Source organism: Enterovibrio norvegicus, from assembly GCF_002876705.1.
In the GTDB taxonomy this organism is placed as follows: domain Bacteria; phylum Pseudomonadota; class Gammaproteobacteria; order Enterobacterales; family Vibrionaceae; genus Enterovibrio; species Enterovibrio norvegicus_B.
Genome location: NZ_MDAG01000035.1, coordinates 166,150 through 191,184, shown reverse-complemented (window position 1 = coordinate 191,184; position 25,035 = coordinate 166,150). Strand labels below are relative to the sequence as shown.

23 protein-coding genes are annotated in these 25,035 nt (G+C 42.2%); 2 read left to right on the top strand and 21 right to left on the bottom strand.

Translation table 11 applies throughout. The features are described from left to right. Window positions 1–10 precede the first annotated feature (10 nt). The 14 genes from BCT27_RS17625 to BCT27_RS17560 all read right to left on the bottom strand — a co-directional run bounded on the left by BCT27_RS17625 (window position 11) and on the right by BCT27_RS17560 (window position 14,083). The gene (locus BCT27_RS17625) at window positions 11–1,231 is read right to left on the bottom strand and encodes a hypothetical protein (protein ID WP_102396360.1); all 1,221 of its coding nucleotides are present in this window, start codon (window positions 1,229–1,231) and stop codon (window positions 11–13) included. Next, window positions 1,231–1,920 (bottom strand): hypothetical protein, encoded by a 690-nt coding sequence (locus BCT27_RS17620; RefSeq protein WP_102316550.1) that lies wholly within the window; start codon window positions 1,918–1,920, stop codon window positions 1,231–1,233. Before BCT27_RS17620 ends, BCT27_RS17625 begins: the two co-directional genes overlap by 1 nt. Before the next feature lie 8 nt (window positions 1,921–1,928). Further along, window positions 1,929–3,005 carry a UDP-N-acetyl glucosamine 2-epimerase gene (locus BCT27_RS17615; RefSeq protein ID WP_102316549.1) on the bottom strand — a complete coding sequence of 359 codons (1,077 nt, stop codon included), beginning with the start codon at window positions 3,003–3,005 and terminating at the stop codon, window positions 1,929–1,931. After that, window positions 2,995–3,642 (bottom strand): PIG-L deacetylase family protein, encoded by a 648-nt coding sequence (locus tag BCT27_RS17610; RefSeq protein WP_102316548.1) that lies wholly within the window; start codon window positions 3,640–3,642, stop codon window positions 2,995–2,997. Before BCT27_RS17610 ends, BCT27_RS17615 begins: the two co-directional genes overlap by 11 nt. Beyond that, window positions 3,639–4,478 carry an LbetaH domain-containing protein gene (locus tag BCT27_RS17605; protein ID WP_102316547.1) on the bottom strand — a complete coding sequence of 280 codons (840 nt, stop codon included), beginning with the start codon at window positions 4,476–4,478 and terminating at the stop codon, window positions 3,639–3,641. Before BCT27_RS17605 ends, BCT27_RS17610 begins: the two co-directional genes overlap by 4 nt. 1 nt (window position 4,479) lies before the next feature. Then, window positions 4,480–5,622: a glycosyltransferase gene (locus tag BCT27_RS17600; RefSeq protein ID WP_102316546.1), complete on the bottom strand. Its 1,143-nt coding sequence runs from the start codon at window positions 5,620–5,622 to the stop codon at window positions 4,480–4,482. Beyond that, window positions 5,615–6,727: a glycosyltransferase gene (locus BCT27_RS17595; protein ID WP_102396359.1), complete on the bottom strand. Its 1,113-nt coding sequence runs from the start codon at window positions 6,725–6,727 to the stop codon at window positions 5,615–5,617. Before BCT27_RS17595 ends, BCT27_RS17600 begins: the two co-directional genes overlap by 8 nt. Further along, window positions 6,724–8,127, bottom strand: coding sequence for a glycosyltransferase (locus BCT27_RS17590; protein ID WP_241908592.1), 1,404 nt, complete (start codon window positions 8,125–8,127; stop codon window positions 6,724–6,726). The genes BCT27_RS17595 and BCT27_RS17590 overlap by 4 nt, the downstream gene beginning before the upstream one ends. Before the next feature lie 6 nt (window positions 8,128–8,133). Next, a complete protein-coding gene (locus tag BCT27_RS17585; RefSeq protein WP_102316544.1) occupies window positions 8,134–9,198 on the bottom strand; it encodes a DegT/DnrJ/EryC1/StrS family aminotransferase in 1,065 nt (354 codons plus the stop codon). A 6-nt stretch (window positions 9,199–9,204) separates the two neighbouring features. Continuing rightward, a complete protein-coding gene (locus BCT27_RS17580) occupies window positions 9,205–9,786 on the bottom strand; it encodes an N-acetyltransferase (RefSeq protein ID WP_102316543.1) in 582 nt (193 codons plus the stop codon). A gap of 45 nt (window positions 9,787–9,831) precedes the next feature. After that, window positions 9,832–11,106, bottom strand: coding sequence for a Vi polysaccharide biosynthesis UDP-N-acetylglucosamine C-6 dehydrogenase TviB (tviB, locus tag BCT27_RS17575; protein WP_102316542.1), 1,275 nt, complete (start codon window positions 11,104–11,106; stop codon window positions 9,832–9,834). A 15-nt stretch (window positions 11,107–11,121) separates the two neighbouring features. Further along, window positions 11,122–12,162, bottom strand: a complete 1,041-nt coding sequence (locus tag BCT27_RS17570) for a Gfo/Idh/MocA family protein (RefSeq protein WP_102316541.1) — start codon at window positions 12,160–12,162, stop codon at window positions 11,122–11,124. Between the two features lie 142 nt (window positions 12,163–12,304). Continuing rightward, the gene (rfaH, locus tag BCT27_RS17565; RefSeq protein ID WP_102316540.1) at window positions 12,305–12,802 is read right to left on the bottom strand and encodes a transcription/translation regulatory transformer protein RfaH; all 498 of its coding nucleotides are present in this window, start codon (window positions 12,800–12,802) and stop codon (window positions 12,305–12,307) included. A gap of 225 nt (window positions 12,803–13,027) precedes the next feature. Continuing rightward, the gene (locus BCT27_RS17560) at window positions 13,028–14,083 is read right to left on the bottom strand and encodes a response regulator (RefSeq protein WP_102316539.1); all 1,056 of its coding nucleotides are present in this window, start codon (window positions 14,081–14,083) and stop codon (window positions 13,028–13,030) included. 340 nt (window positions 14,084–14,423) lie between these two features. Here BCT27_RS17560 and BCT27_RS17555 point away from each other — a divergent pair, with 340 nt between their 5' ends. Beyond that, entirely contained in the window at window positions 14,424–15,314 is an 891-nt protein-coding gene (locus BCT27_RS17555; protein WP_102316538.1) for a LysR family transcriptional regulator, read from the top strand. A gap of 207 nt (window positions 15,315–15,521) precedes the next feature. Further along, window positions 15,522–16,121, top strand: a complete 600-nt coding sequence (locus BCT27_RS17550; protein ID WP_102316537.1) for a Yip1 family protein — start codon at window positions 15,522–15,524, stop codon at window positions 16,119–16,121. A gap of 130 nt (window positions 16,122–16,251) precedes the next feature. Here the strand turns inward: BCT27_RS17550 and purF are convergent, their stop codons facing one another. The 7 genes from purF to BCT27_RS17515 all read right to left on the bottom strand — a co-directional run. Beyond that, window positions 16,252–17,766: an amidophosphoribosyltransferase gene (purF, locus tag BCT27_RS17545; RefSeq protein ID WP_102316536.1), complete on the bottom strand. Its 1,515-nt coding sequence runs from the start codon at window positions 17,764–17,766 to the stop codon at window positions 16,252–16,254. A 32-nt stretch (window positions 17,767–17,798) separates the two neighbouring features. Further along, on the bottom strand, window positions 17,799–18,290 hold the full coding sequence (locus BCT27_RS17540) for a CvpA family protein (protein WP_017011981.1): 492 nt from the start codon (window positions 18,288–18,290) through the stop codon (window positions 17,799–17,801). Between the two features lie 64 nt (window positions 18,291–18,354). Next, window positions 18,355–18,909, bottom strand: a complete 555-nt coding sequence (locus BCT27_RS17535; RefSeq protein ID WP_102391950.1) for an SPOR domain-containing protein — start codon at window positions 18,907–18,909, stop codon at window positions 18,355–18,357. Window positions 18,910–18,911: 2 nt separating this feature from the next. After that, window positions 18,912–20,180 carry a bifunctional tetrahydrofolate synthase/dihydrofolate synthase gene (gene folC, locus BCT27_RS17530; protein ID WP_102396358.1) on the bottom strand — a complete coding sequence of 423 codons (1,269 nt, stop codon included), beginning with the start codon at window positions 20,178–20,180 and terminating at the stop codon, window positions 18,912–18,914. Between the two features lie 130 nt (window positions 20,181–20,310). Beyond that, a complete protein-coding gene (gene accD, locus BCT27_RS17525; RefSeq protein ID WP_017014177.1) occupies window positions 20,311–21,243 on the bottom strand; it encodes an acetyl-CoA carboxylase, carboxyltransferase subunit beta in 933 nt (310 codons plus the stop codon). 331 nt (window positions 21,244–21,574) lie between these two features. Beyond that, window positions 21,575–22,366 (bottom strand): tRNA pseudouridine(38-40) synthase TruA, encoded by a 792-nt coding sequence (gene truA, locus BCT27_RS17520; RefSeq protein ID WP_102396357.1) that lies wholly within the window; start codon window positions 22,364–22,366, stop codon window positions 21,575–21,577. A 176-nt stretch (window positions 22,367–22,542) separates the two neighbouring features. Then, on the bottom strand, window positions 22,543–25,035 hold a 2,493-nt coding region (locus BCT27_RS17515), incomplete at its 5' end, for a FimV/HubP family polar landmark protein (RefSeq protein ID WP_277872023.1).

Here is a 25,035-nt window from a genome sequence, read left to right as displayed (position 1 = left end):
ACTTTAAAACTCACACCAAAAAATACACTTCATCCGATGAACGAAGATGATGCCTGACAAAGTACTTTATTTTCTTTATCTCGCGTGGATAATCTTTAGAAAACTTTGCCGTTTCAACACGAACATTTTCAACACCTAATATTTCTTTATACTTATCTTCAGCCTGACTAATTGTGTTCGGGTCTGTAAACAAAGCTCTGTCTTGAAATGACTTTGAAATAAAAAGTAATCCCATCTTCGCATTTTCATATTTTCTTTCCGTAAGACCAAGGACCCTTAAGTAGTTCTCTATGTTTATTAAAGTGATCAGGTTTGCTTTAAAAGGCACACAACTTGCGGATATTACCGCTATTGGTGTGTAAACATTTGATATATATCTTAATATAAATAAACTTAGCGTAAGTTTATCCAATGAAGTAAGGAAATCTAGGGAAGCTACCACCCCTACTAAGACAGAGCTAAAAAGAACAATATTAGTCGCATTTCTGCCGTAAATTCTCATTCTTTCCAATCGCTCGAATGATTTTGAAGATATGCCAACGCCTTCCATCTCAGCTGCTGCTTCAGCCGCTGCTTCCATTGCGTCCTTTTGTGATTCTTTTTTATCAGATCCACCTGTTTTTTTCTGTTTCACTTTAGTTAGAACAAACATAAAGCAAATCAAAAAGAAAACATTAAAAAAAGCTAATATTGGTTCAAAGTAAGTGAGTACAGCGAGCGAAACTAGAGCTTGTGCAAATACAAACGCATTGAGAAACAAGGCTCTCATCGCACCAAATGTACCATCCATACTTTTATAGAAAGTTTCATCGCTTTCACAACTAACAATTTGAGTTGAATTTTTATATTTTTCTAAAAGGCTTTCTCTCAATCTTAGAACTAGCCTGGAGAGACCAACCCTACTGACCGAAAGTACTTTAGAGCTTAGCACCAAAAATAATATCGCAGGTGCCAGCGAAATAACCAACTGCTCGACTTTAGTAAAATCGAAAGGTATATATGAAAGAATACGGGTTATATAGCCTGAACTTGTCGCATCAATATAGTGCTGTACACCAAAATAGAAAAGGCCAATAGCGAAACCTTGGAGAAATATAGAAGCGATATATATTCCCACTAGCAATAAAAATGAAGAACGCTCCTTATTAGAAGCGCCCTTAACCAAGAGATAAGACAGATGCATCAATGAAATAAATGCTGCATAGTCTCCTTTGCTTAGATACTTATTCATTATACGTACTGAAGTATTTTCTCTTTAAATTCTCTTACAGCTTGCTCGGCATCATTCTGTACTTCCTTCCTCGATGCTGGTATTCCATCGACAGAAATACCACAAAGAAGACATTTTCTCACTAGCTTATTAGAGAGTGTTCTATCACCGACGAATTTCACAGTACCGAAAGGAATAAACACAACATCTCGTTCAATTTCCCTTTCTAGTTTGTTAACAGACATAGGTATTCGAGACAGAATCTTCCTCTTAATTCTGACAGGTAGTCTCGTTGCAATAATGAAGTTAGCTAGCCCATCTACAATTTTTGAGTTTTTTACAAGAACTATTTTATCATTAGTTATTATCTTCTCGCGCCACTCACTTTTGCTTAAAGGAATACTTTCGTCATCAATATACTCAATACATCCCTCGCGAGGGTGCAATAGAGGCGTTTTATCATCAAACACAAATATTTTTTTCTCTATGACTTGATGCAAGTTGCCCGAATTTTCGGTCATATAAGAATTCGAAGCTGCTAGAATTGTTGTTGGATGTGCAGGTGATAGTTCTTCGCATTGCTTTAATGAGAAGTCACTAATTATCTCTCTAAACAAAAAACCATTAACTCCATTTAAAAGCTTTTCATCAACCATTACATTGCGAAGGATCTCTTGATCTCCTACGAGATTGGAGTACTGAAAAAACATCGATGCTCCTATTTGGTATCTAAGTAAGCTTTTACGATGTCAACGATTTTATTTGTTGACATCTCGCTGCGATAAGGGGGTATAGCGCCATCGAGCATGGTCATACAATAGTCCTTTAGCGACGGCGCAGTCATTTCATCTAACGCATCAACTGTATGAATATATCCTTGATGATGGAGTTCTTTCCAAATTGGATCATCTCTCAGTACTACAGATTTAACACCTGCATAAGCAGCATCTTTAGGAAGGCCCCCTGAATCTGTTACAACACCAGTTGCGCCTTTTAGTGTCTTGATTACATCGGAATATTTTAATGGCTCGATGACTTTAACCTGACTACTTTCTAGTAAAGCGAGTTCATTAACAGAAGCTTTCGCTCGCAGGCGAGGGTGTAATGGAAGGATAACTTCAGAGTGCTTTGAGAGTTCGACCAGTGTTTCTATGATCAAACCACGACGAGAATCGTCATCCACATTCTCTGCTCGGTGGATAGTAACCAGAATTCTATCATTCACGTCCTTTACATCACCCAGTCGGTCGCTCATGATATGGAATGCGTCGTACATCAGATCTCCAACTAAATGGTTTCTTTCAGATGGTAAACCCTCGTTGGAAACATTGTTGTAGTCTAACTTGGTAACGCAAAAATGGTGCTTCGCTAGATGGTCAGCAACCTTGCGATTAACGCCTTCCTGAATTCCCACATGCTCTTCGGTTCTCACGCCTGCTTCCAAATGTCCATATGGAATTTCTAACTTTGCACAAGCAATTGACCCAGCAAGAGTGGAGTTGGTGTCGCCATAAAGGAACACATAATCAGGTTTAAATGATACCAACTTGTTCCAGATGTTCTCTATCATCATTGGTATTTGTTTTTCAGGACCGTACCCAGCGATATTTCCATACGTAATATTTTGGAAACCAAACTCTTTGATCAGTTCTTCTGACATATTCTTGTCATAATGCTGTCCAGTGTCATAAATTTCCTGAATGATACTTCTATCAGAATCGATCGCAGTCCACAATGGGAACAATTTGATGTATTGAGGTCTGGTTCCAACTATATGTAGGATTTTATTTGTCATTTTTCACACTCATTGTTACTAATTCAAAACGTTCAGCATGACGAAAACCGGAGGCAATACCGGCTTCAACAGCTAGGCTCTCTATCACATTAGGCTGGCTGTAGCTTCTCTGAGATTGGCTTTCAAACATTGAAATGGCTTCAATCTTTTTTCGAAGATTATCTTCTGTGAGCTCAAAAAACACGTTGCCAACAACTTTTCTTGTGTTCCAAGGATGTGTATAGCCTAATAAAGTAGATTGCTTAAAAGCCCGAATGGCTTCGCAGGCCAAAGTATTATGATCTTGATGATAATCATTTTCAGAACTTGTAATCACTATATCAGGTTTGACTAGCTCTCTTAGCTTAATGAGGTCTTCGAGAATTTCTTGACGATAATAAGAAAACTTTCTTACTGGATAGTCATAAAAATATATCTCTTTGTTAAGGCCTAATATCTTCGCAGACGCCCGTTGTTCATTCAGAAGTTTATGGGAATCAGTTCCTTCAGGGAGAGATTCAACAGGATTGCTCAAGACTGCTAGATAGACCTCTACACCTCTTTCGATAAGAACTCGTACCAAGCCTGCCGCCCCAAATTCCGTATCATCAGGATGAGCGGAGATAAATAGTGCCCTCTTAGTTGCATTAAAAATCATTTTTCTACTCGTAGTTTTTTAGCAGGATTTCCAGCTATAACTCCACCTTCAAAAGATTTGGTGACACAAGCTCCTATGCCAACGAAAACGTCTTCGCCCAGCCTAGCACCATTGATGACAGAACTGTTAGGCCCCAACCAATTACCCCTACCTATAGTGACCGACCCTGATAAAGTTGTTGAAGCAGTTAATGTTGAGTTGTCACCTATCTGACAATTATGAGCTATGTGGACATGATCATCTACTAGTACATTCTCGCCTACATTTGTCGCTTGGAAAGTACCAGATACAACGGTAACATTGTTGCTGATTTTAGTATTTTTGCCTATGTAAACTCCCCCGGTATGTACGAGTTGATATCCGAGGTTATTTAGTCTGCCAAAACCAAACCCTTGAAAGCCCACAGAGCAATTTGCACCAATATCTACACCTTCATCTATATATACATTTGTATTCAACTGTGCCGAAAAATGCATCTTAGCGCTTGGATGGACATAACTAATTTGATCACGTCTAGTCCACGATGCTCGTGTGGACTCCAGCGCTACATTCATAATGTAAGCATATACATCTCTTGGATTGTCACAAAGACATAAGGTGATTTTCGACGAGGGTGACCAATTTTCGGGTTTACGCTTTGCAAAAATTACAGCGACTATCTCTGTAGTATCAACTATCCAATCGCTATCCTGGGTATTAAAAACAATCGAAAAATCACTTACATTAGCTAGCGTTTTAAATTCATAGGGAGCTTCGATCAATCGGCCATGAATATCTGTCAGTTCAGATATTTCCTTGACAACATATTTATCTACGATAATTCTAACATTCGACATTTTACAGCCCTATATAACTGGATAGTTTATAATTAACTTTATCATTGTCTTCAACGACACCCTGTACATTAGGGAGAGGAAGATAATCAACTATCCAACCATCTTTACTGAAATCACTAGATATATATATTTTTTCATTATTATGTAGTTGGCGTATCAAACAGCAAGAGGAAATATTTAAATTTTCGAATATAACTTTATCATTGTGATTTTTGAGTTCGATTTTCAGTTTAGAGTATATATCACTATTTTTCTCAAAGTAATTGTCTAGCACATCCCAGTTTCTTTTTTTAAGATGCTTAGCTAAATTCATAGGGAACTCCACATTTAAGCTTACTCGCTTAGTGGCAGAGTCAGGCGCTTCTTTATTCTTACTTCTAGAAAGCCTTTCGATACCTTGATGACACCTTAACTTAACAAACTCTATTCGACTTTCTTTTGAGTATTGATAAAAGCCTTTATCTTCTTTCCTTGGACTCACAATAAAACTGCTACGCGTTTTATTTCTCGTCGAGTCGGTTACATGTCTATATTTTACCACATCGGAATCTGGATAAACTATCTTACCGAGTTTTGCTATGGTCGCCCAAAGATCGTAGTCACAACAGAACCCTGTATAGTTTGGTGGTAGGCAGTCATAAAGTGAGTCTGAGCGCTTCCACATGACAGCACAACCATTGACATAATTACCTTCATGTAAATGGTTTTCTATCTTATCTTTATCAGGAGACCATGTAGTAGTACGACCATCTATATATTCGTATATTGCTTTCCCAATAGCCATCGAAGCGTGAGGCTCTTTTTCAAGAGCCTCAACAAGGTTAATGATCGCCCCTTCTACATGTAGGTCATCAGAAGGCAGGTAAATACAATATTTTCCAGTAGCTAGTTCATGACCAAGATTGAATGTATATGTTGAGGCTATAATACCCGTACCTGGTTTTTTATAATACTTAACATTAGGGTATTCTTCGACAAGATGTGACAAGTCTTTATCACTTCCATCATCAACGATGATATGTTCATAATTTGGATACTGCTGATCTCTTATTGACTCAATACACTCCCTTAATAGGGGGTATCTTCCATTATTCTCGCTAACATAGGCAAAGGTAATAACTGAAACTTTAGGAAGACTATCCATTATAACGCTCCCAGAAATAGTTTAACTCATCATTAATTATATTGGCTACATTTTCTTTAGAATGCCTCAACGCCCGCTTTCTTAAGTAAACCTTTAAGTCTGCTCTCTTTTCTGGACTTATCGAAGTGATTTTATTTAGCTTATCAAGAAAATCCTTCTGATTGCCATCTTTTATAGAGGTACCATCTTCAAGTTCCCAAAAAAATGGATAATCTTCGCCTAATTCATCAACCCTCGCGTCATAGCGCGGCAGTAGAATAGGAACACCAACAGCCATAGCCTCTAAAACTTTTAAAGACCCAGCTATATGTCCGGAAGCATCTTGGTTGTACCAAATAGCATCAGCAGAATGTAGCATATCTGCCACTTGTTCTTGCGGTATTCTAGGCACGTTGACAATTTGTTTAGGTATGCTAATTTTTTTTCCGGCGCCTACGCACTCTGCTTGAACTTTAATAGAGATTTCTTTGTTAGATAAAGCGGATATAACTTGATAAGGATAATTCGAAGGTCTTATTGGACCAAAGTGGCGTATGACTTTTTTTTCTTCATGAGACTTTTTAAAGAGCTTAATTAGTCTATTTTTTAAGCTTACAGGGGCAACCACCTGCTCAATTTTCTCTTTCTTATTTACTTCTATAAAATGCGAGCCATCAATAACCTGAGGGAATAAAATACATATTTCAGGTGCCCGCATGTCCTCTGGATACGTCGCCTGAAAGTAGTCATATTTACTACTATCGTATTTCTCAAGCGCAGTTTTCCAAGGTTTTGTCATACATACGATGCCGTCTGCCTGTTCAAAACATTCCTTATTATATGGGCTGGCAAACCAAAGTTTTGGTGAAGGAGAATCTAGAAAAACTTGTTTATTATTTCGAATGTAAATAAGATCATAGTCTCCATCTTTAGGAGTATGAATAACACGTTCTTTATCACCGAAAGCTTTGTCTTCAGGCTCTACAAGAACACCATTATAATATACTTCATACTCCCCCAGCATAGCTCTAATGATGTTCATTTCATTTATTCTATCACCGGATATTGGTTCAAGGTAAGCTTCTGAACTCAGAAGGAAATATACTTTCTTTTTAGGTGCACTCATTCTTTCCTGACTCTTTCTATAAATTCTAAGTATTTATTGGGGATATCTTCACTAAAGTAAACCATTGACTCTTGTTGAAATTTATTGCTGATGTCATCGTAGTTATTAACAGAATCTAATATTAACTTTGCTGCTTCATCTACATTTTCAATAACTTGGCACATGGGAAATGCTCTTTGAGCACCATTAAAAGGAGCTAGCAAAGGCCAGCTTCTAACTACTGGCACACATCCGTAAGCCATTCCTTCAATAATTGATTCGTGAGAGCCTTCCCTTTCACTAGTAGACAACATATACCCGACGCTTCTAAAAAATGAATCAACTTCCGAAATATACCCTAATTCTTCAACTGTTCCTTTAGGAAGAAGTCTGATTTCTTCTAGTAGTGAATCATTCTCTTTTGATTTTATTTCATTTAATGTCTGACCACACACTACAAGTTTAAATTCATTATCTTTTTCATAGACTCGTTTAAAAACTTCAAAAGCAAATCTAAATCCTTTAACAGGTAGAGCATACTGCATCATACCGATTATTTTCTTTCGGTTAACATTCGACTCAATAAGAGAAGGGTTAATACGATTTTGACATCTTATATTATCTATGACTTCCACATGAATATTTTCCGGCACGAGCCAACCCCACATTTCAAAGAACATGTCTCGAATTCCATGGGATATAAATATCAAGCCATCGATTCTTCCAAAATTTATTGTTGCCGGAAAGAAAGAAAGCACTTCATAAGAATGAACTCTGACAATTATTTTTTTATCCGCGCTACTGTTTTCAATTACCCAATTTGTATTATGATTAAGCCAATCAACAAATATCACGTCTGATTTCCTATAATAGTCGTCAAAAGAATCAGACATATATTTTCGATTTTCTTTGTTATAGTCTTGTTTTTTTATAAACGCTATACCTAGGTTTTTAAATGCTTTTTCTCTGTGATACTTAGATTTATTTTTTATTTCATTGTCTCTAAAGAAAAGCGAATCAAAATCATTAATGTCATATTTGTAACAATCAACTTTCTTTTCTTTAAAACTATCATAGAGAGGATTAATGAAATGCCAACTTCTTGTAGCAAACAGGATGCTGCCATTTGATGAGGGGTATTTATTTCTTCTAGTTGCTGTCTTACAAGCCTGCTTTTTTAGATGGATGCCTAGTTTCGAGTCACCTAATCCATTAAGTGCCTGATTATAATTATTCCCTAGACCTTGATAGGTACTTAAATCATGTAATCTATCATTGTCACCAGTCTTTTCATTATAAATAACAGACAGAATTTCTATCTTAGCTGCATATCCTAAGTTAACGAAAAAAGGAGACATGCGCACCGCATGTCTCAAAATTGAAACAATAAAAGATTTTACACTTCTTTTAACATCAGTCATTATATCTTATAAATATCCATGCATTGGCAAACTAAATACTTGCTTTGAAAGCTTCTCGGCCACAGGGAAGTCTCCCTCTTTATACCCTAAGTATTTAAATGCAGTTTGCATATGCATGCATGTTCTATAGTAAACCATCGTTGGAATACATTCAGCTGCATACTTTTTCATTTCCATATCTCTGTTATCAGAAACTACGGTATACTGAGCCCAAGAGCTATAATACCCATCAGGTATGTATGGCGTTATAAATCTATCAGAAAGTGTTTTATTGTAATTCTCTGCAGCTATATTTCGATTTTCTAATTCAATCGGAAATTCTGCAAGTTTCTCAAGCAAAATAGCCGCTTGGATTGTGTCTAAGCGGCTATTTAATCCAATCCTTACGTTATCGTATTTGTCTGAACCTTTTCCATGTACTCGATAGGATTCTATTAATACAGCAAGATTGTCATCATTAGTGAATATAGCACCACCATCACCATAGCAACCTAGAGGTTTAGCTGGGAAGAAGCTTGTAGTCGCGATATCTCCAAAACTCCCCGCTTTCCTGCCATTTATCGAACCACCAAAACCTTGAGCAGCATCTTCTATGAGTTTCAAGTTATATTTACTTGCAAGTTTTTGTAGTTCCTCATAGTTTGCAGGTAGACCAAATAAATCTACAGAGATGATTGCTTTAGGTTTAAGTCCCCCCTGTTTAATAACGTTTATTATTTGCCTTTCTAAATCGTCAACACATATGTTAAATGTGCGCTCATCGGAGTCAACGAATACAGGAGTAGCTTTTGCATAGGCAACTACTTCAGCCGTAGCAAAAAAAGTGAATGTGGGACAGAACACTGCATCCCCTTCACCAACATCTAAAGCCATCAACGCTAACTGAAGCGCATCAGTTCCGTTAGCACAAGTTATCGTGTGCTTAACTCCTACATACTCCGACAAAGCAACTTCAAGTTCTTTTACTTCCGGCCCCATTATGTAGTGGCCGTGATCTAGCACGTCGTGAATACGTTTATCAATCTTACTTTTTAGGTGCTTATATTGTGATTCTAAATCAATAAAATGCATGAAATTTTACTCTAAAAACAAAGAAACTTTGTCGCCATTAAGCACATATTTTTCCCCAGTATGTTCACATATTGCGATACCAGATCCCGACAGTGGTAAGTCAATTTGTTCTCCATACCTACTCATCCAACCAATCTGTTTTGCTGGAACGCCAACCATCAACGCAAAAGCTTTTACGCTTTTGTTAACAACAGCACCGGCACCAACCAAGGCATATTCACCAATCTCAACACCACAAACGATCGTACAGTTAGCCCCAAGAGTCGACCCTTTACGTACTGTAGTGGTTAAATACTCGTTCTTTCTTTCAATGAAAGAACGAGGATTATAGACATTAGTGAATACCATACTGGGACCACAGAATACACCATCCTCTAATATGACGTTATCATATACTGATACGTTGTTTTGTATTTTTACATTGTTCCCAATAAGGACTTTATTGCCGACGAAAACATTCTGACCTAGCGAAACGCCACGCCCAATTTTTGCACCGCTACAAACGTGGGCCCAATGCCAAACCCGTGAACCTTCACCAATTTGAGCTCCATCGTCAACAATAGAAGTTTCATGTTTATAGAAACTCATCAACTAACCTCATTATTTTTGTAAAAGGGTTCGAATAGTTTTCTACTATAAGCGCATATCAGACTCGTTTAAGCCAAGAACGTGCTTTACATCATAAAGTATGTGCTCTTCTTTCCCCAAACGTCTTAGCGCCTCAACCCCCATGGATTTGGTTTCGCTATGGTCTACAGCGAGAACAATTGCATCATATTTACCTTCGTGAAGTTCTTCGATTAGAGATATGCCATATTCCTCACGAACTTCTTCTCTTGAAGCCCAAGCATCAAAGACATCTACAGTCATATTGTAGTCTTTTAACTCTCTTACAATATCGATAATCTTAGTATTGCGAACATCCGGACAATCACCTTTAAATGTGAAGCCCATAATTAATACTTTCGCTTCATCAATATGTATTTTTCTACTTGCAAGCTTTTTGACTAGTTGAGTGGCTACATACTCTCCCATACCATCATTGATTCTTCGACCAGCTAGAATGACTTCCGGTCTATAACCAACCTCTTGAGCTTTATGGGTTAAATAATATGGATCTACGCTTATACAATGCCCACCAACCAACCCTGGTTTAAATGGCAAGAAATTCCATTTTGTTCCTGCAGCCTTTAAAACCTCTTCAGTATCTATATCTAGACGGTTAAATATCTTTGCGAATTCATTTATAATAGCGATATTTAAGTCGCGCTGAGTATTTTCAATAACTTTTGCTGCTTCAGCCACTTTTATAGAGGAAGCTTTATGAGTTCCAGCATCAATAATCTCACCATAAACACTGTCAACATAGTTGGCTATTTCAGGCGTAGACCCTGATGTTATTTTCTTTATTGTGGTCAGCCTGTTAACTTTATCGCCTGGATTTATTCTCTCAGGACTGTAACCTACAAAGAAATCAACATTAAAAATAAGCCTTGAAATCTTCTCTATGATAGGAATACATATTTCTTCTGTGGCGCCGGGATATACAGTCGATTCAAAAACAACTATATCATCTTTAGAAATAACCGATGCAATTGCTTCAGAAGCTTTTTTTAGTGGAGTCAGATCTGGAGAGTTATCATCTGTTATGGGAGTAGGCACAGTAATTATGTAGAAATTACAATTTCTTATATTAGAAAGCTGAGAAGTGAAACTGAGTAATTTTGAATCTCTTAGTTCTTCTGGTGAACACTCTAGTGTCGAATCTGAACCTTCTTCAAGCTCTTTTACTCGCAATTCATTAATATCAAAACCAATTGTAGGATATTTCTTCCCAAACTCTACTGCTAGAGGAAGGCCAACATAGCCTAATCCAATTATACCAATTTTTAAATTATCTGTGGTCATTAGTGTTACCAATTATTATAGATTCAGTGGTAAGTGTATTTCTTTATGATCCCTAGCTGAGCGATAAGTGCTAATCAATAACTCCAATGATTTTAGCCCTTCTCTACCATCTGTTTCCGCCTCTGCTTTCCCGCGCAAAACATCAGCAACATTCTGAAAGTATGGAGGATGCCCAAAGCCATATACTGATGAAGTTTGATAATTTGCACCCTCTATCTCTGAATCATACTCACGCTTATCTTCAAAAGACCATTCTTGAATATCATTAACTGCGACACCACCTATACGAACAGTTCCTTTTTCACCGAGTATAGATATAGAGCCTTCTAAATTCTTTGGATAAGTGCACATCGTAACAGCCATAGATCCTAATGAGCCATTTCTCCATCGTATATTTACAACGCCTGTATCTTCTACCTCAATATCACGATGAGTTGAGGTCATTGCGTGAACCGTTTCCACTGGTCCAATGAGCCAATGTAGTAGATCTACATAGTGAGTAGCTTGATTCATAAACGCGCCACCATCCATGTCCCAAGTACCTGACCATTTAGCTCGATCGTAGTACTCTTGGGGTCTGGTCCAGAAAACATTCAGATGTACCATATAGATTTGGCCGAAACGTTTATCTGTTACAGCTCGTTTTAAAAGTTGTAATGTGGAGTTTCGTCGATTTTGTTTTACAACGAATAGTTTCACGCCTTCCTCATCACACTTTCTAACCATAGACAAACCGTCTTCCCATTTTGTCGCCATGGGTTTTTCAGTAATTACATTTATCTTAGCTTCAGCAGCTTTTAGAGTTTGAGTGGCATGTAATCCACTAGGTGTACATAGTGTCACTAGATCTAAGTCTTCATTATGTATAAGCTCATCTATGCTGCTATAGCCTGGGACCTTATACTTTTCTCGGTGTGCTTTAAGAACTGAAGTATCAGTATCGCAGACAGCAACAAGCTCATATTCACTCGATAAGCTTTCGATGGAACCAAAATGATTTTTGGAAATACGACCGCAACCCACAACAGCTATTCTAATCTTCCTATCTTTTATCATACGTAAAGCTCTTCTCTAGTCTTAAAAACATATAGCCCACACTTTTACGATATCGACTTGGGTAAAGTTGCAATGTACGCTACCGCCCTTGGGTGTCGTCCCCAAAGCACGAAAATTCATCTTTTTAGGCCTAATGAAAGCCCTATTTGTTATCCAAAATCCCGTTTTCTAACGAGACTTCAACCTGCTTATTGAGCAAGTTAATCATCAAAATCGACCGCAACTCTCCGTCGGCTTCTTTGTAGATAGCTTCCATACCCTCAAATTGCCCTTGCGAGATAGCGATGTCATCTCCATGCTTCCAAACTTCACTTAGACGCTCTCGTTGATCATCACTGTCTTCGATAACCATCAGGTTTTTAATAAGGTCTAAGGGCACCAATTGAGGCTTTGCTCCAACCCTAACAAAATCAACAACACCACGCGTAGAGCGTATTGTTGTGAACGAAATTTTCTCAGGGTCAAACGAAGCAAACACGTAGTTAGGGAAGAGAGGTTCTAAGATAGAGGAACGCTTTCCGCGTCGAATTTTTTCAACAGAAACTTGAGGGTAATAGCAATCGACGCCTTGACGTTTTAAGTGCTGCTCTGCGCGTTGTTGCTCGCTGCGTTTACAATAGAGCAGATACCATGGGTTCATTATGCGTCTCGCCGATTTTCTAGCCAATTCGATGTTACATCGTCTTTGCGATGCAACTCATGAGTATATTAGGCTCGAAACCTCGCATCAAGCGCAGTCTCAGTGACTGGTCATTTTGTCTGCACTGGCTCATGTTTTCATTCGCAAAACATTGAACTTCTCATTTTACGCACAAAAAAAACCGCTGCATGAGCAGCGGCTATTTGTTTCATCTTCAAATGCTGATTAGGCGGTAAGTCTCTGTATATCTAGGCTAAAACTGGTTAAGCCAACTTCACTCAGTGAAACTCGAACGCTTCCTCCTGAAAGGTCTATCGCTTGAAACTGGGTGCTTGCTGCATCTATTCCTAGTAAGAAATCGTTCTTCACAATGACCGCATTGCCCGTTCCATCCACTACTGCGTTTAAGCCAGCGGACAGCACATCAAGTTGATTATCTGACGCATTCAAAATACCAAACATCGCTCTGATTGGGCTGGCATATGTTGATTTCTTGATTGCGTGCTCTATCTGATGAACAAGGTGAATGAAGCCTCTTTCATCAGCATCTTGAGATCGAAGGTATTCGTTGAAAAAGGCCCGAATCATCAGTGTCGTGGCTGTGCCATTTTTGCCAGCTGAACCACTGTCGACCATGTAAAACGCCATTTTGCCATCCATCATCCACATATAATCAAGGACAACTGGATTAGAATCAGCCGATTGAAGCGAATGGTAAGACAGGCGCCAGTCACCCTGTTGGGAATCTTGTTCAGGCATCAACCCCATCAGCAAGTCACGTGCACTGCCCGGGTTATCTAATAGGTCATCGAGGTGCCACTTGAGTTCCTCAGTAAGAGGCTGCTCAGCGTTTTGGCTCACTTTGAACCACTGCTGGGAAAAATCAGTATCCGAGGTTGTGCAACTGTCTGATTCTTCCAGAACCGACAAAATGGCCGATTTGACCACCATGATGTCGTCGATAGGCTTAATGAGGAAATCTTTCACACCAAATCGTAGAGCTTGGGCGACATCAGACATGCCTCCTGTGCCTGAGATGACGATGACAGGAAGCATAGGATACTCAAGACTGACTTCCTCAACGAATTCTAATCCCGTCATTACAGGCATAGAGAGATCGCTCAGAAGAAGGTCTGGGATCCCTTCTCTCAATGCTTTCAATCCATCTAAACCATTTTCCGCTTCTCTAACTACACATCCTTCATGACGAAGAAAACTTGCGATGATCTTGCTGAACACCGGATCATCTTCAACAATGAGAACCTCTTTGCCATCTAACACTGTTTGTTCTCCTGCCTAAATAGGATTCGCTTTCTCGCTCCTTGTAATGCTTGCCAAGGAAAGGGATATCTTTATTCTTAGGATAGATTGAAAAAGCACGGGGCGTTGTTCCGTAAGTAGAAAACCCATACACAATGTGCTTAAGACGATGTATACCCAAAAGAAAAAAGTTAAGGCGATAGACGAACCGTTGAAAACTTCTTATGCGTAAATATGCATCCATGTTTACACATCACAATAACGCTTTCTTGATATGAGACAACGAAAAGTCCCGCATGTTAATTTGAAATGACACCTTCAGTGTCTTTCAGTGAAGGCCATCGCAAGATCGTGAAATCAAATGAAACTAGATGATTTAAATTTGTTCCGTTTAATCGTGGAAAACGGAAACTATACGTCAGCATCAAAGAAAACAGGCATACCTGTCGCGACGTTAACACGAAGAATTCAAGCGCTTGAAGACGACCTTCAGATTCGTCTTTTGCATAGAGATGCACGAAGGCTATCACTTACTGACGCTGGACATTCGTTCTATGAGTCTTGTCGTCCCTTGCTGGAGCAATTGATCACCACAACAGAGACACTCTCAGAGAGCTGTAAGGGTGCATCAGGTGTCTTACGGATAAGTGCGCCTTCCAACATAGCCACTAAGCTGCTCCACCCTCTGTTTAATGCATTTCTTCTGCAGTACCCAGAGATCAAGCTCGACTTATCACTTTCCAATGACGCATCGCCAGATCACTGTGAAGAACGCCATGCATTCTTTCGTATTGGCCCTCAAAGAGATTCTTCACTGATTGCTCGTAAACTCCAATGTGTGAAAGACATACTCGTCGCAAGCCCTCAGTACGTTGCCAATCAAGCCCCTATAACTGACGCTACGATGCTTGATGCCCACCAACTGTTAAAAGGTGACCCGCTCAGACGTTGGCGTTTAACCAGCTCTCAGGGGCAACAACTCAGTATTACGACACAAGGGCGGATTGAATCCACCGAGTTAGGCGTTGTAAGAACTGCCGCCAAAGATGGATTAGGCATCGCTCTCATGCCAGATGTTCTCGTGAATCAAGACATTGCGTCAGGAAAGCTCGTTCAAGTTCTTTCTGATTGGACGTCAAACCCTAGAGATATCTATCTGATGTATCATGATAAATGTAATTTACCGGAAAAATTGCGCGCATTTATCGACTTTACACTTGAGTATTTTCAAAAGAACACATTAAAAATGTGACCGCCATCCGCAAATGTCCCAAATACGATAAGTGGTTAAAAAATCAACTAAGTTTTGTACTATAAAACTTGCTAAGCATCGTCCGCAGAGCTAATTGTTATAGGTATGTAAATCGATCTTATTGACTGATTTAGTACCAATACCTCGCAGTGATGCATCTTTTGATGTGCTACTTCACGACAACAACAATGTTCGGAAGGAGTAACTATGATTTTGGGACATTTGCTCGGCCTCTACACACATCCAAAAGAAGAATGGCAGACAATTTACGACCGTCACGAAGGCACAGGAAGCAGCCTTGGTCACATTGCCATCATCGCGCTTATTCCACCCATTTGTGCTTATTACGCTAGCGTCCACCTTGGTTGGCAAATCGGCGTTGGGGATCCTATTTTCCTGACCTCGCAAAGTGCCCTGATAATAGGTTTTGCCATGTATTTCGCCTTGATCACCGGCGTTATGGCACTCGCTTACTTAACACTATGGATGAGTCGAACGTTCGGTTCTGAGCCTACATATACACAAGCACTCGAGCTTTCTGCTTACACAGCAACGCCAGTGTTCATGGTTGGCTTAGCAGCTCTGTACCCTGTCGTATGGTTTATTATGTTGGTAGGGCTTGCTGGGGTGGCTTATTCGGTATACCTCCTGTACACCGGCGTGCCCATCATCATGCACATACCCGAAGATAGAGGCTTTATCTACGCAAGCTCCGTTGTGACGTGCGGACTGGTACTGATGGTAGCGATTCTCGCCAGCTCAGTCATCATGTGGAATGTTGGCTTCGGCCCAATGTTCATGAATTGACGGCAAGCACACAGCTCAAAAAACACATTTGTCCAAACACAAAAAAGCGCAGATTTCTCTGCGCTTTTTCAATTTATACTTCAGCCACTAGCCATTTAGAACTTGGCCAGTTTTAGCAAAAGCACTGAAATCAGCTTTCGTTATATATCTCAAGGTTCGCCAGCTCTTGCTGTTGCTCGCGAACTGTTTTCGAATCATCATTACGAAGACTTTCAAGGTAATCGAGGTACTCTTGATTGACGTCTTTCGTTACATAATGACCACTAAACACTGAGCTTTCGAACTGTTGAATATCAGGGTTACCTTCACGAACCGCCTCTTCCAAATCAGACAAATCTTGGAAGATAAGTCCATCAGCACCAATGATGTTTCCAATCTCATCCACTTCACGGCCGTGAGCAATCAGCTCGTTTGCGCTTGGCATATCGATACCATACACATTCGGGAAACGGATTTCAGGGGCTGCAGATGCCATATAGACGTGTTTTGCGCCGGCTTCACGTGCCATCTCAATGATTTGCTCTGACGTGGTACCACGGACGATAGAGTCATCCACCAGCAGTACTGACTTGTCTTTGAACTCGGATCGAATAGCGTTCAGCTTACGTCTTACCGATTTACGGCGCTGTTGCTGACCCGGCATAATGAACGTACGTCCAACATAACGGTTCTTAACAAAGCCTTGACGATACGGCTTATCAAGCACTTGAGCGATTTCTAACGCAATATCACAAGACGTTTCTGGAATGGGGATAACCACATCAATGTCTAAGTCTTCCCAATCACGGCGAATTTTAGCACCCAGCTTCTTACCCATGTTTACGCGAGCCGCATAGACCGAAATCTTATCGATAAAGGAATCAGGGCGGGCGAAGTAAACAAATTCAAAAATACATGGCGACAAAGACGGCGTAGCCGCACATTGACGCGTAAATAGCTGGCCATCAAGCGTAATATAAACGGCCTCACCTGGCGCAACATCACGCACAAAATCAAAACCCACCGCATCAAGAGCCACAGATTCAGAAGCAAGCATGTACTCATCGCGACCATTCACTTTGCGCTTACCTAAACACAAAGGACGAATGCCATTAGGGTCGCGAAAACCGATCAAGCCATGACCAATGATCATCGCAACAACCGCATATGCACCCATCACTTGCTCATGCACTGAACGCACAGCGTTAAACACATCATCGGCGGTAACAGGGTGCGACTTTGCTTTGTCAATTTGATGCGCTAAGACGTTTAGAAGCACTTCAGAGTCGGACGTGGTGTTTAGGTGACGGCGGTCTTGAGCAAAAAGAGATTCACGAAGTTGATTAGCGTTAGTAAGGTTTCCATTGTGAGCGAGGGTAATACCGTAAGGAGAGTTCACATAAAAAGGCTGCGCTTCTGATGCACTTGAACTTCCCGCAGTGGGATAGCGCACATGCCCTATCCCTACTGTTCCTTGCAAGCGCTGCATATGCTTGAGTTGGAAAACATCTTTGACTAAGCCATTTGCCTTTCTCAGACGAAAGCGGTTGTCATCGATAGTCACAATGCCCGCGGCATCTTGGCCACGATGCTGAAGCACCGTTAGCGCATCGTAAATCGACTGATTAACCGAGGTTTCACCTACAATTCCAACAATCCCACACATGTTTGCAGTTCCTTGTAACGCTAGAGGGAGCCCTAAATCACTTTGGGCAAAAAGCTGGAGCTTTGCTCCAAATACGAGAAAAACCATTCAATCACTACCCCAAACTTAGGGATTAACTGTGATTGTTTCCACTCGTTGGCGCCAGGAAGGCTGGTGAAAGCATCAAGGAAGAACAGGAGTGCAGCGACGATAAGCACACCACGAATCCCTCCAAATACCACGCCAAGAACACGATCGGTTCCTGACAAGCCAGTCTTTTGGACCAATTGTCCAATGACATAGTTCACGACGGCACCAACTATCAGGGTGGCAATAAACAGCGCTGCAATCGCAGCCCCGTTTCGAATCATTTCATCCTGAATATTCGAAAAATAAGCAGCCAATTGTGGGTAAAAATTGCTGGCAACAAAAAAAGCACCAAACCAAATCACCAACGACAGTGCTTCTTTCACAAATCCACGGACCAAGCTAATCAATGCTGAGAAGCCGATCACTCCGATAATGACGTAATCAATCCAATTCATTCTTTATTTCATCTGAGCGATTCGCGCGCATTTTAACAGAAAAAATGACGACGCAAACGTTTTCTTAAGGGTTGAGTGGGTTAAATCTAAGCAGTTGACCTTTCAAACCGGTCAAAGACTCCAAATCTGCAGTCATTGCCTCTAATTTGTCTTTCGACACATTAGGGCCAACCTCCACGCGCGCGAGCTCACCTTGCTTCACATCTCTAGGCATAAGCTGTGCGGGGTAGCCTTTGCCTCGAAGTGTTGAAACCAAGTTTTTTGCATTTTCTATATTTCTAAAGGTGCCTAGACGAATGATCCAAGCTGAATCTTGATAACCCGCTTTAGGGGCAGACTCTTCAACCTGCGCAACAGCAGCTGGTTCAGAATTATCAGATTCGTTAGGTTCATCTATCGTCACCGTCACGGGCTCTTGCGGCATGAAGGCTTCAACATCTTCAGGCGCTTCAACGGGCGCGGTGAGTAATTCAGTATCAAACTCTTCACGTAGCGGGATCGCTTCGTAATTTTCTTGATAATGTGCTTTTTCACCATCAAAGACGTCTGGGAGAAAAATAACGCCGAGAGAGACCAAGACAAGCGTGCCGACTAAACGATGTTGAAACTGAGTTGCCACAATTACTCCGCTTTAGATAGGAGATCGGCGATTTCACCGACGGTATAAAAGGAACCAAACACAATCACCATATCAGAAACCCCATTAAGTGCAGCTTTTGCAGACTCAAAAGCAACCGTCGGAGAATCAAAACAGATAACATGTTCTGGTAAATGTTCGGCCAATTGCGACGCCGTTGCCGCTCGAGGGCCAGTCAAAGATGCGGGATACCATACATCAACCACGGCTTTCATTTCTTCAAGCGTGGCGGTGATATCTTTATCATGCAACATAGCGACCACCGCATGCACCTTAACGTCACTTCCTTTTTTAAGCTCAGCCAGTTGAGCGGCGAGGTATGCCGCAGAATGCGGATTATGCGCCACATCAAGCAGTACCAATGGCGACTCAGAGACGCGCTCCATACGGCCAGCAAGCTTGACCGAGGCAAGCCCCTCAACAATATGCTCATCGGTGACATTTAATTCAGATAGGCCCAACGCCATCAACGCGGTTGCTGCGTTAGGAAGAGGAAGATTCGGAACAGGAAGGTCACGCAAATCAAATGCGCCGCATTGCCAATGCCAGACGTCGCCTTCTTTTTGGTAGTCGAATTGATAACCCACTTGATGCAGCTGTGCACCGATGTCATCAGCATGAGCAGCAACGCTTGCCGGCGGCTCAGGTTGGCCACACACAGCAGGCTTATTGGTGCGGAAGATGCCTGCTTTCTCGAAGCCAATGACTTCAATGTCATCCCCCAGCCAGTCAACATGATCGATGGCTAAGCTGGTAATAACCGAAACGTCGTGGTCGACAACATTGGTGGCATCTAAACGCCCACCAAGACCAACCTCAAGGATCACAACATCAACGTGGTTATCCAAAAATAGCCAAAGCGCTGAAAGCGTGCCGAACTCAAACAGACTTAAGCTCGTTTCATCGCGCAACGCTTCGATGGCGGCAAATGCCTCTGAATGGCGTTCGTCATCCAATTCTTTACCGTTAATACGAACACGCTCGTTATAACGAATAAGGTGCGGTGAACTATATACACCTGTTTTGTAGCCCGCTTTCAGCAATATTGCTTCAACAATGGCGCAGGTCGAACCCTTACCGTTTGTCCCCGCAACCGTGATCACGGTCGGAGCAGGCTTGGTAAGCTGGCCTTTTTGAGCAACCGCTGACACGCGGTCTAACCCTAAATCAATCGCACTGGTATGCAGCGCATCTAAATACGCCAGCCACTCAGAAAGTGGTGCGTTTGCGTTGGGCGAAATATGTTCTGACATCAGTAATCTACTACAGCTAGTAATACATCAATCATATCAGCTAAAAGACAAAGAGCGCCATAAGGCGCTCTTTTTAGACGTGAAGGTTTGAAGCTGTGCTGCGATAGCGTACTTCTTGCCTCAATACCGTTTACTGCTCGGTATTTTCATCAACCGGTTCAGCTTCGACAACCTCACCTTCCAATGGCTTGTCAACAGACACCACCAATGGGGATTCATGGCCGGTCATTTTAGCGAGCATACCACCGATGCGTTGACGCATTTCACGGCGATCAACAATCATGTCGATAGCACCGTGTTCAAGCAAAAACTCACTACGCTGGAAACCTTCAGGAAGTTTTTCACGCACGGTTTGCTCAATAACACGTTGACCCGCGAAACCGATAAGCGCTTTTGGCTCACCAATGTTCACGTCGCCCAGCATCGCGAAACTTGCCGTCACACCACCGAACGTTGGATCAGTCAGTACAGAGATAAACGGCAAACCTTCTTTCGAAAGACGCTCAAGGGCTGCACTGGTTTTAGCCATTTGCATCAGAGACATCAATGCTTCTTGCATGCGCGCACCGCCACTGGCAGAGAAACACACAAGGCCACACTTGTCTTCGATCGCTTGTTCGACCGCACGAACAAATCGCGCACCAACAACTGCGCCCATTGAACCGCCCATGAACGAAAACTCAAACGCACAGCTAACCACTGGCATCCCAAGTAACTCACCTTTCATGACGATCAGTGCATCTTTCTCACCGCTCGACTTCTGCGCAGCAGAAATACGGTCTTTGTATTTTTTAGAATCGCGGAATTTCAGCAAATCTTTAGGTTCAAGATCGGATGCCAACTCAACGCGGTTATCTTTGTCTAGGAAGGTTTCAAGGCGACGACGGCCGCTCATACGCATGTGGTGGTCACACTTAGGACACACCTGAAGGTTGCGCTCTAGTTCAGCGTGGTAAAGCACCTGTTCGCAAGAAGAACATTTGGTCCATACCCCTTCAGGAATGGACGCCTTTCTTGAAGAACCGATGTTGCTTTTTGTAAGAATTTTTTCAAGCCAGCTCATGAACGACCTTTTCATTTGGAGCACTTGCCTGCGTTGCGTCCCTATTGCATTTGAAAGTGCTAAATGACGAGGGCAGGTATTAGCGGCAAGTGGCCTAGATTTCTACGAATTCAACCAAGAATTAAAACACAACTTGTTAAGACTTTGGACAAAAAACTGGTACTACCTATTTTTTGTCTAGCCTTTCTCACACAGTGTACGCACCGTATTATTTCTACCACTATGTGTGATTCAAGATGATCTGGCGTAATTCTTCGTGAATTACGTCCGTTTTTCAGTGAATTACGTGACATTAAAAACAAGGTGCGCATCGGCACACCTTATAAAAAAATCACTTTGAATCAGAAAGAAACAGCGGACCCGCTGGAGAACTAGGCAGTGCATACTCGGCGGGATAATCCACTTCAACCAAGTACAACCCTTCTGCTTTTGCCGTAGCGGCGGCAAGGTTGCGATCTTTTGCTTCCAATAGCCATTTTATCCATTCAGGTTTTTGCTCTTTCAAGCCAACAGCTATTAAACTTCCTGTGATATTTCGTACCATATGATGCACGAAAGCATTCGCCTTGATATCTATGATCACGAATGCGCCTTGTCGAGTCACATTTAAATGATGGATATTTCGCCAAGGAGAATTCGATTGGCACTGCGCGGCACGAAAAGACGTAAAATCATTCTCTCCAAGCAGGTACTGCCCCGCTTCATTCATCAGTGTTTCATTAAGGTCACCATGATAGTGACTCACACCGTGCCGTAAAATGCCCGGGCGCAATGCGTTATTAAAGATAATGTAACGATAACGACGTGCCGTTGCGGTGAAACGCGCATGAAACGCTTCAGGCACTTCTTTTGCCCAACGCACTGCAATGCTATCAGGGAGGTGCGTGTTAACGCCCATCGTCCATGCACGCATGGGTCTGTCGCAGCTCACATCAAAGTGCACCACTTGACCCGTGCCGTGCACGCCAGCATCTGTTCGACCTGCACATTGCACTTCAATCGGCTCATTCGCGATTTTCGTTAGGGCTTTTTCCAAATGCTCTTGCACACTGGGCACCTCACGCTGTCGCTGCCAGCCGAAGTACTGCGCACCATCATATTCCACACCCAGGGCAATTCTCATTTTTCTGTCTCTGCATTACTGATTTATCAATTTCAAGCTGCGCATTATACCCAAACCTACCCAATATGCAGCGACAATGACCCGTAGACTAACAACGATGAAAAAGAACACCCATTCAAAATGCGAAAACGGCAGGGTTACCTGCCGTTTTTTCAATCGCTATAAAATGAGCGTGTTTAATTCAGATTCTCAATCATCTGTTTGGCTTCAGCTTTAAGTGCCGCATCGTCACCTCTCATCACTTTTTCAAGTAATTGAAGTGCGCCATCCACATCGTTCATTTCCAAGTAAGCTTTGGCGAGATCCATATTGGTGGCCGCCTCTCCGCTACTGTCCACGTCAGAAGGTTCAATGTCACCCAATACATCGGGGAAATCATCTAACCCCACATTGAGGTCCATCGGCACAGTATCAGGATCATCTTGTGGTGAGCCATCATCTTTCATTAGCTCTTCAATGCTGATGTAAGCATCGTCTGATGAAGACTCTTCAATCAACTCACTTTCTGCGTCTTCCAACAACCCTTCAAGATCACCATCCAAATCCATGTCTTTGACATCATTGCCAAGGATTTCGGGTTGCTCAGACCAATCTTCCGTTTCAAGCTCAGGCTCTGGCTCCATTTCGGCTTGCCAGATGTCACTCTCGTCATCTGGGAAAGACAGGTCGTCAGAGTCAAAGCCGGTTTCGTCATCCGTTTCTAGTGTTTCTAACGTTGCTAAGTCATTGTCCGTCTCAAAGTCATTCAATGCCATCGGCTCATCGTCCATCGACTCAGAGAGTAAGGCATCCATGTTAAGACCCGCGACTTGATGCGCGTCATCTTCAAGTGAAGAAAGCTCATCCATCTCCATTGCCAGAGATTGCGGTGCGCTCGGTTGTGAGAACTCACTACGGCTATTCGGTGGAACAGCCTCATCCAACTCTCTTTGCTCATCAAGCGCTGCACCGAGAGCATCTTCTTCGTCAAACTCACCCAAGTCATCAATGCTGATGGCGTCAACAGGCGGGAAGGCTAAGGTGTGATTTTCTGTCGCACCGAAATCGGATTCGCCTATGTCAGCTTCACCTAAGTCAGTGTCACCAAGATCAGAAGGTGCAGAGACGTTATCTTCAACGCCAACTTCATTCTCACTTTCAACCGCAACGTCATTGTTACGCAGGGCTTGTTCGATAAGCGAAGAGGTCGGTACATCGAGATCATTACGAGAAGAAGGTACATCGAACTCAGCCGCGGCATCTTCTTCCGTATATTCAGGCAGTGATGATAGGTCGAACTCATCATCTGATGCATCTTGCTCTTCATCTGAGGCTAAAGCGTCAGGCGCTGTCGATTCACGCTCAGCATTTGGCGCGTCTGCTTCACTGTCAGCCAGCGCAGCTTCTTCGTCATACTCAGGGAAATCAGACAGGTCTAGCGGCGTATCGTCGTCTGCAACGTCAAGCTCTGCATCTGAGGCCGGCACTTCCAATGGCTCTGTATCACCAGCAGACTCAACCGCTTTTTCGCTTTCTTCCGTTTGCTGCTCTTCGTCAGAATCATCGACGTCATCAAGCAGGCTATCCAGTAACGCTAAATCGCTGTCCGATGCATCGGGTTCGGTCTCTAATTCAACAGACTCATCCTCTGCGATTAAACCCGCGATATCCTCTTCATCGACATTAACGGTGTCTTCAAGCTCTGACGAAGTGACGCTCTCTTCGTCCAGGCTCTTTTCAAGCACATCATCAAGCAGACCCATTTCGGTCTCAGACGCCTCTGGAACAACCTCATCAGATTCAACACCATCAGAAACCAGTGCGTCCAATTCGTCGATATCAATGGAGGAAGCATCAGCTTGCTCATCCGTTGTCTCGTCTTCTGCAACAGAATCCAGCAATGCTGAAAGCTCATCGGCCGACTCATCACTCTCCAGCGTTTCATCAACAGACGTCTCGAGTGGCGCCTCAACAACATCATCCGATTCGCTCGGTTCATCCATCACATCAAGGGCTGACAAGGTGTCAGCATCTAACGTCTCTTCAGACTTTTTTTCGTCAGTATCCTCTGATGTCGTGTTGTCATCATCAGCAGAGTCCGTCACCCCATCAATGTCTAATGGATCATCGAACGAGGAAAGGTCGTCAGATGATATGTCATCAGACGCTGATAGCAGGTCTTCGTCGTCAAGTGACAGTAAGTCATCGCCATCTTCTGGCAGTTCGTCTAGAACAGCACTCTCATCGTCGAGATCATCGTCACCCAGAAGCTCATCAAGCAGAACATCGGTTTCTCCGAGATCAACCTCTTCATCATCCGCGGATTCGCCAAGCATGTCGTCAAGAAGATCGTCGTCATCCACCGATTCATCAAGCAGCGCGGTTTCGTCCAATGCATCTTCGTCATCGTCACCATTGAGGAACGCATCAAGCAAAGCATCAGACTCTGAAATGTCGACATCATCGCTGTCCGACGCGATAGAGAGATCATCACTATCGTCGATCTCTTCAGATGCTATCGCCTCGCCGTTCTCGTCAACGTCGTCGACCAACTCATCAAGCAGGGTCTCTGTCTCGCCAAGTATGTCATCGATATCATCTTGGCCTGATGCTTCAGTGGCATTCAAAATATCATCGATATCGTCTTGGCCTGATGCTTCAGTGGCATTCAAAATATCATCGATATCGTC

Excerpts from the sequence above, each read along its gene's own strand:
- BCT27_RS17625 (WP_102396360.1), bottom strand. The coding sequence starts at position 1,231 with ATGAATAAGTATCTAAGCAAAGGAGACTATGCAGCATTTATTTCATTG.
- BCT27_RS17620 (WP_102316550.1), bottom strand. The coding sequence starts at position 1,920 with ATGTTTTTTCAGTACTCCAATCTCGTAGGAGATCAAGAGATCCTTCGC.
- BCT27_RS17615 (WP_102316549.1), bottom strand. The coding sequence starts at position 3,005 with ATGACAAATAAAATCCTACATATAGTTGGAACCAGACCTCAATACATC.
- BCT27_RS17610 (WP_102316548.1), bottom strand. The coding sequence starts at position 3,642 with ATGATTTTTAATGCAACTAAGAGGGCACTATTTATCTCCGCTCATCCT.
- BCT27_RS17605 (WP_102316547.1), bottom strand. The coding sequence starts at position 4,478 with ATGTCGAATGTTAGAATTATCGTAGATAAATATGTTGTCAAGGAAATA.
- BCT27_RS17600 (WP_102316546.1), bottom strand. The coding sequence starts at position 5,622 with ATGGATAGTCTTCCTAAAGTTTCAGTTATTACCTTTGCCTATGTTAGC.
- BCT27_RS17595 (WP_102396359.1), bottom strand. The coding sequence starts at position 6,727 with ATGAGTGCACCTAAAAAGAAAGTATATTTCCTTCTGAGTTCAGAAGCT.
- BCT27_RS17590 (WP_241908592.1), bottom strand. The coding sequence starts at position 8,127 with ATGACTGATGTTAAAAGAAGTGTAAAATCTTTTATTGTTTCAATTTTG.
- BCT27_RS17585 (WP_102316544.1), bottom strand. The coding sequence starts at position 9,198 with ATGCATTTTATTGATTTAGAATCACAATATAAGCACCTAAAAAGTAAG.
- BCT27_RS17580 (WP_102316543.1), bottom strand. The coding sequence starts at position 9,786 with ATGAGTTTCTATAAACATGAAACTTCTATTGTTGACGATGGAGCTCAA.
- tviB (WP_102316542.1), bottom strand. The coding sequence starts at position 11,106 with ATGACCACAGATAATTTAAAAATTGGTATAATTGGATTAGGCTATGTT.
- BCT27_RS17570 (WP_102316541.1), bottom strand. The coding sequence starts at position 12,162 with ATGATAAAAGATAGGAAGATTAGAATAGCTGTTGTGGGTTGCGGTCGT.
- rfaH (WP_102316540.1), bottom strand. The coding sequence starts at position 12,802 with ATGAACCCATGGTATCTGCTCTATTGTAAACGCAGCGAGCAACAACGC.
- BCT27_RS17555 (WP_102316538.1), top strand. The coding sequence starts at position 14,424 with ATGAAACTAGATGATTTAAATTTGTTCCGTTTAATCGTGGAAAACGGA.
- BCT27_RS17550 (WP_102316537.1), top strand. The coding sequence starts at position 15,522 with ATGATTTTGGGACATTTGCTCGGCCTCTACACACATCCAAAAGAAGAA.
- purF (WP_102316536.1), bottom strand. The coding sequence starts at position 17,766 with ATGTGTGGGATTGTTGGAATTGTAGGTGAAACCTCGGTTAATCAGTCG.
- BCT27_RS17540 (WP_017011981.1), bottom strand. The coding sequence starts at position 18,290 with ATGAATTGGATTGATTACGTCATTATCGGAGTGATCGGCTTCTCAGCA.
- folC (WP_102396358.1), bottom strand. The coding sequence starts at position 20,180 with ATGTCAGAACATATTTCGCCCAACGCAAACGCACCACTTTCTGAGTGG.
- accD (WP_017014177.1), bottom strand. The coding sequence starts at position 21,243 with ATGAGCTGGCTTGAAAAAATTCTTACAAAAAGCAACATCGGTTCTTCA.
- truA (WP_102396357.1), bottom strand. The coding sequence starts at position 22,366 with ATGAGAATTGCCCTGGGTGTGGAATATGATGGTGCGCAGTACTTCGGC.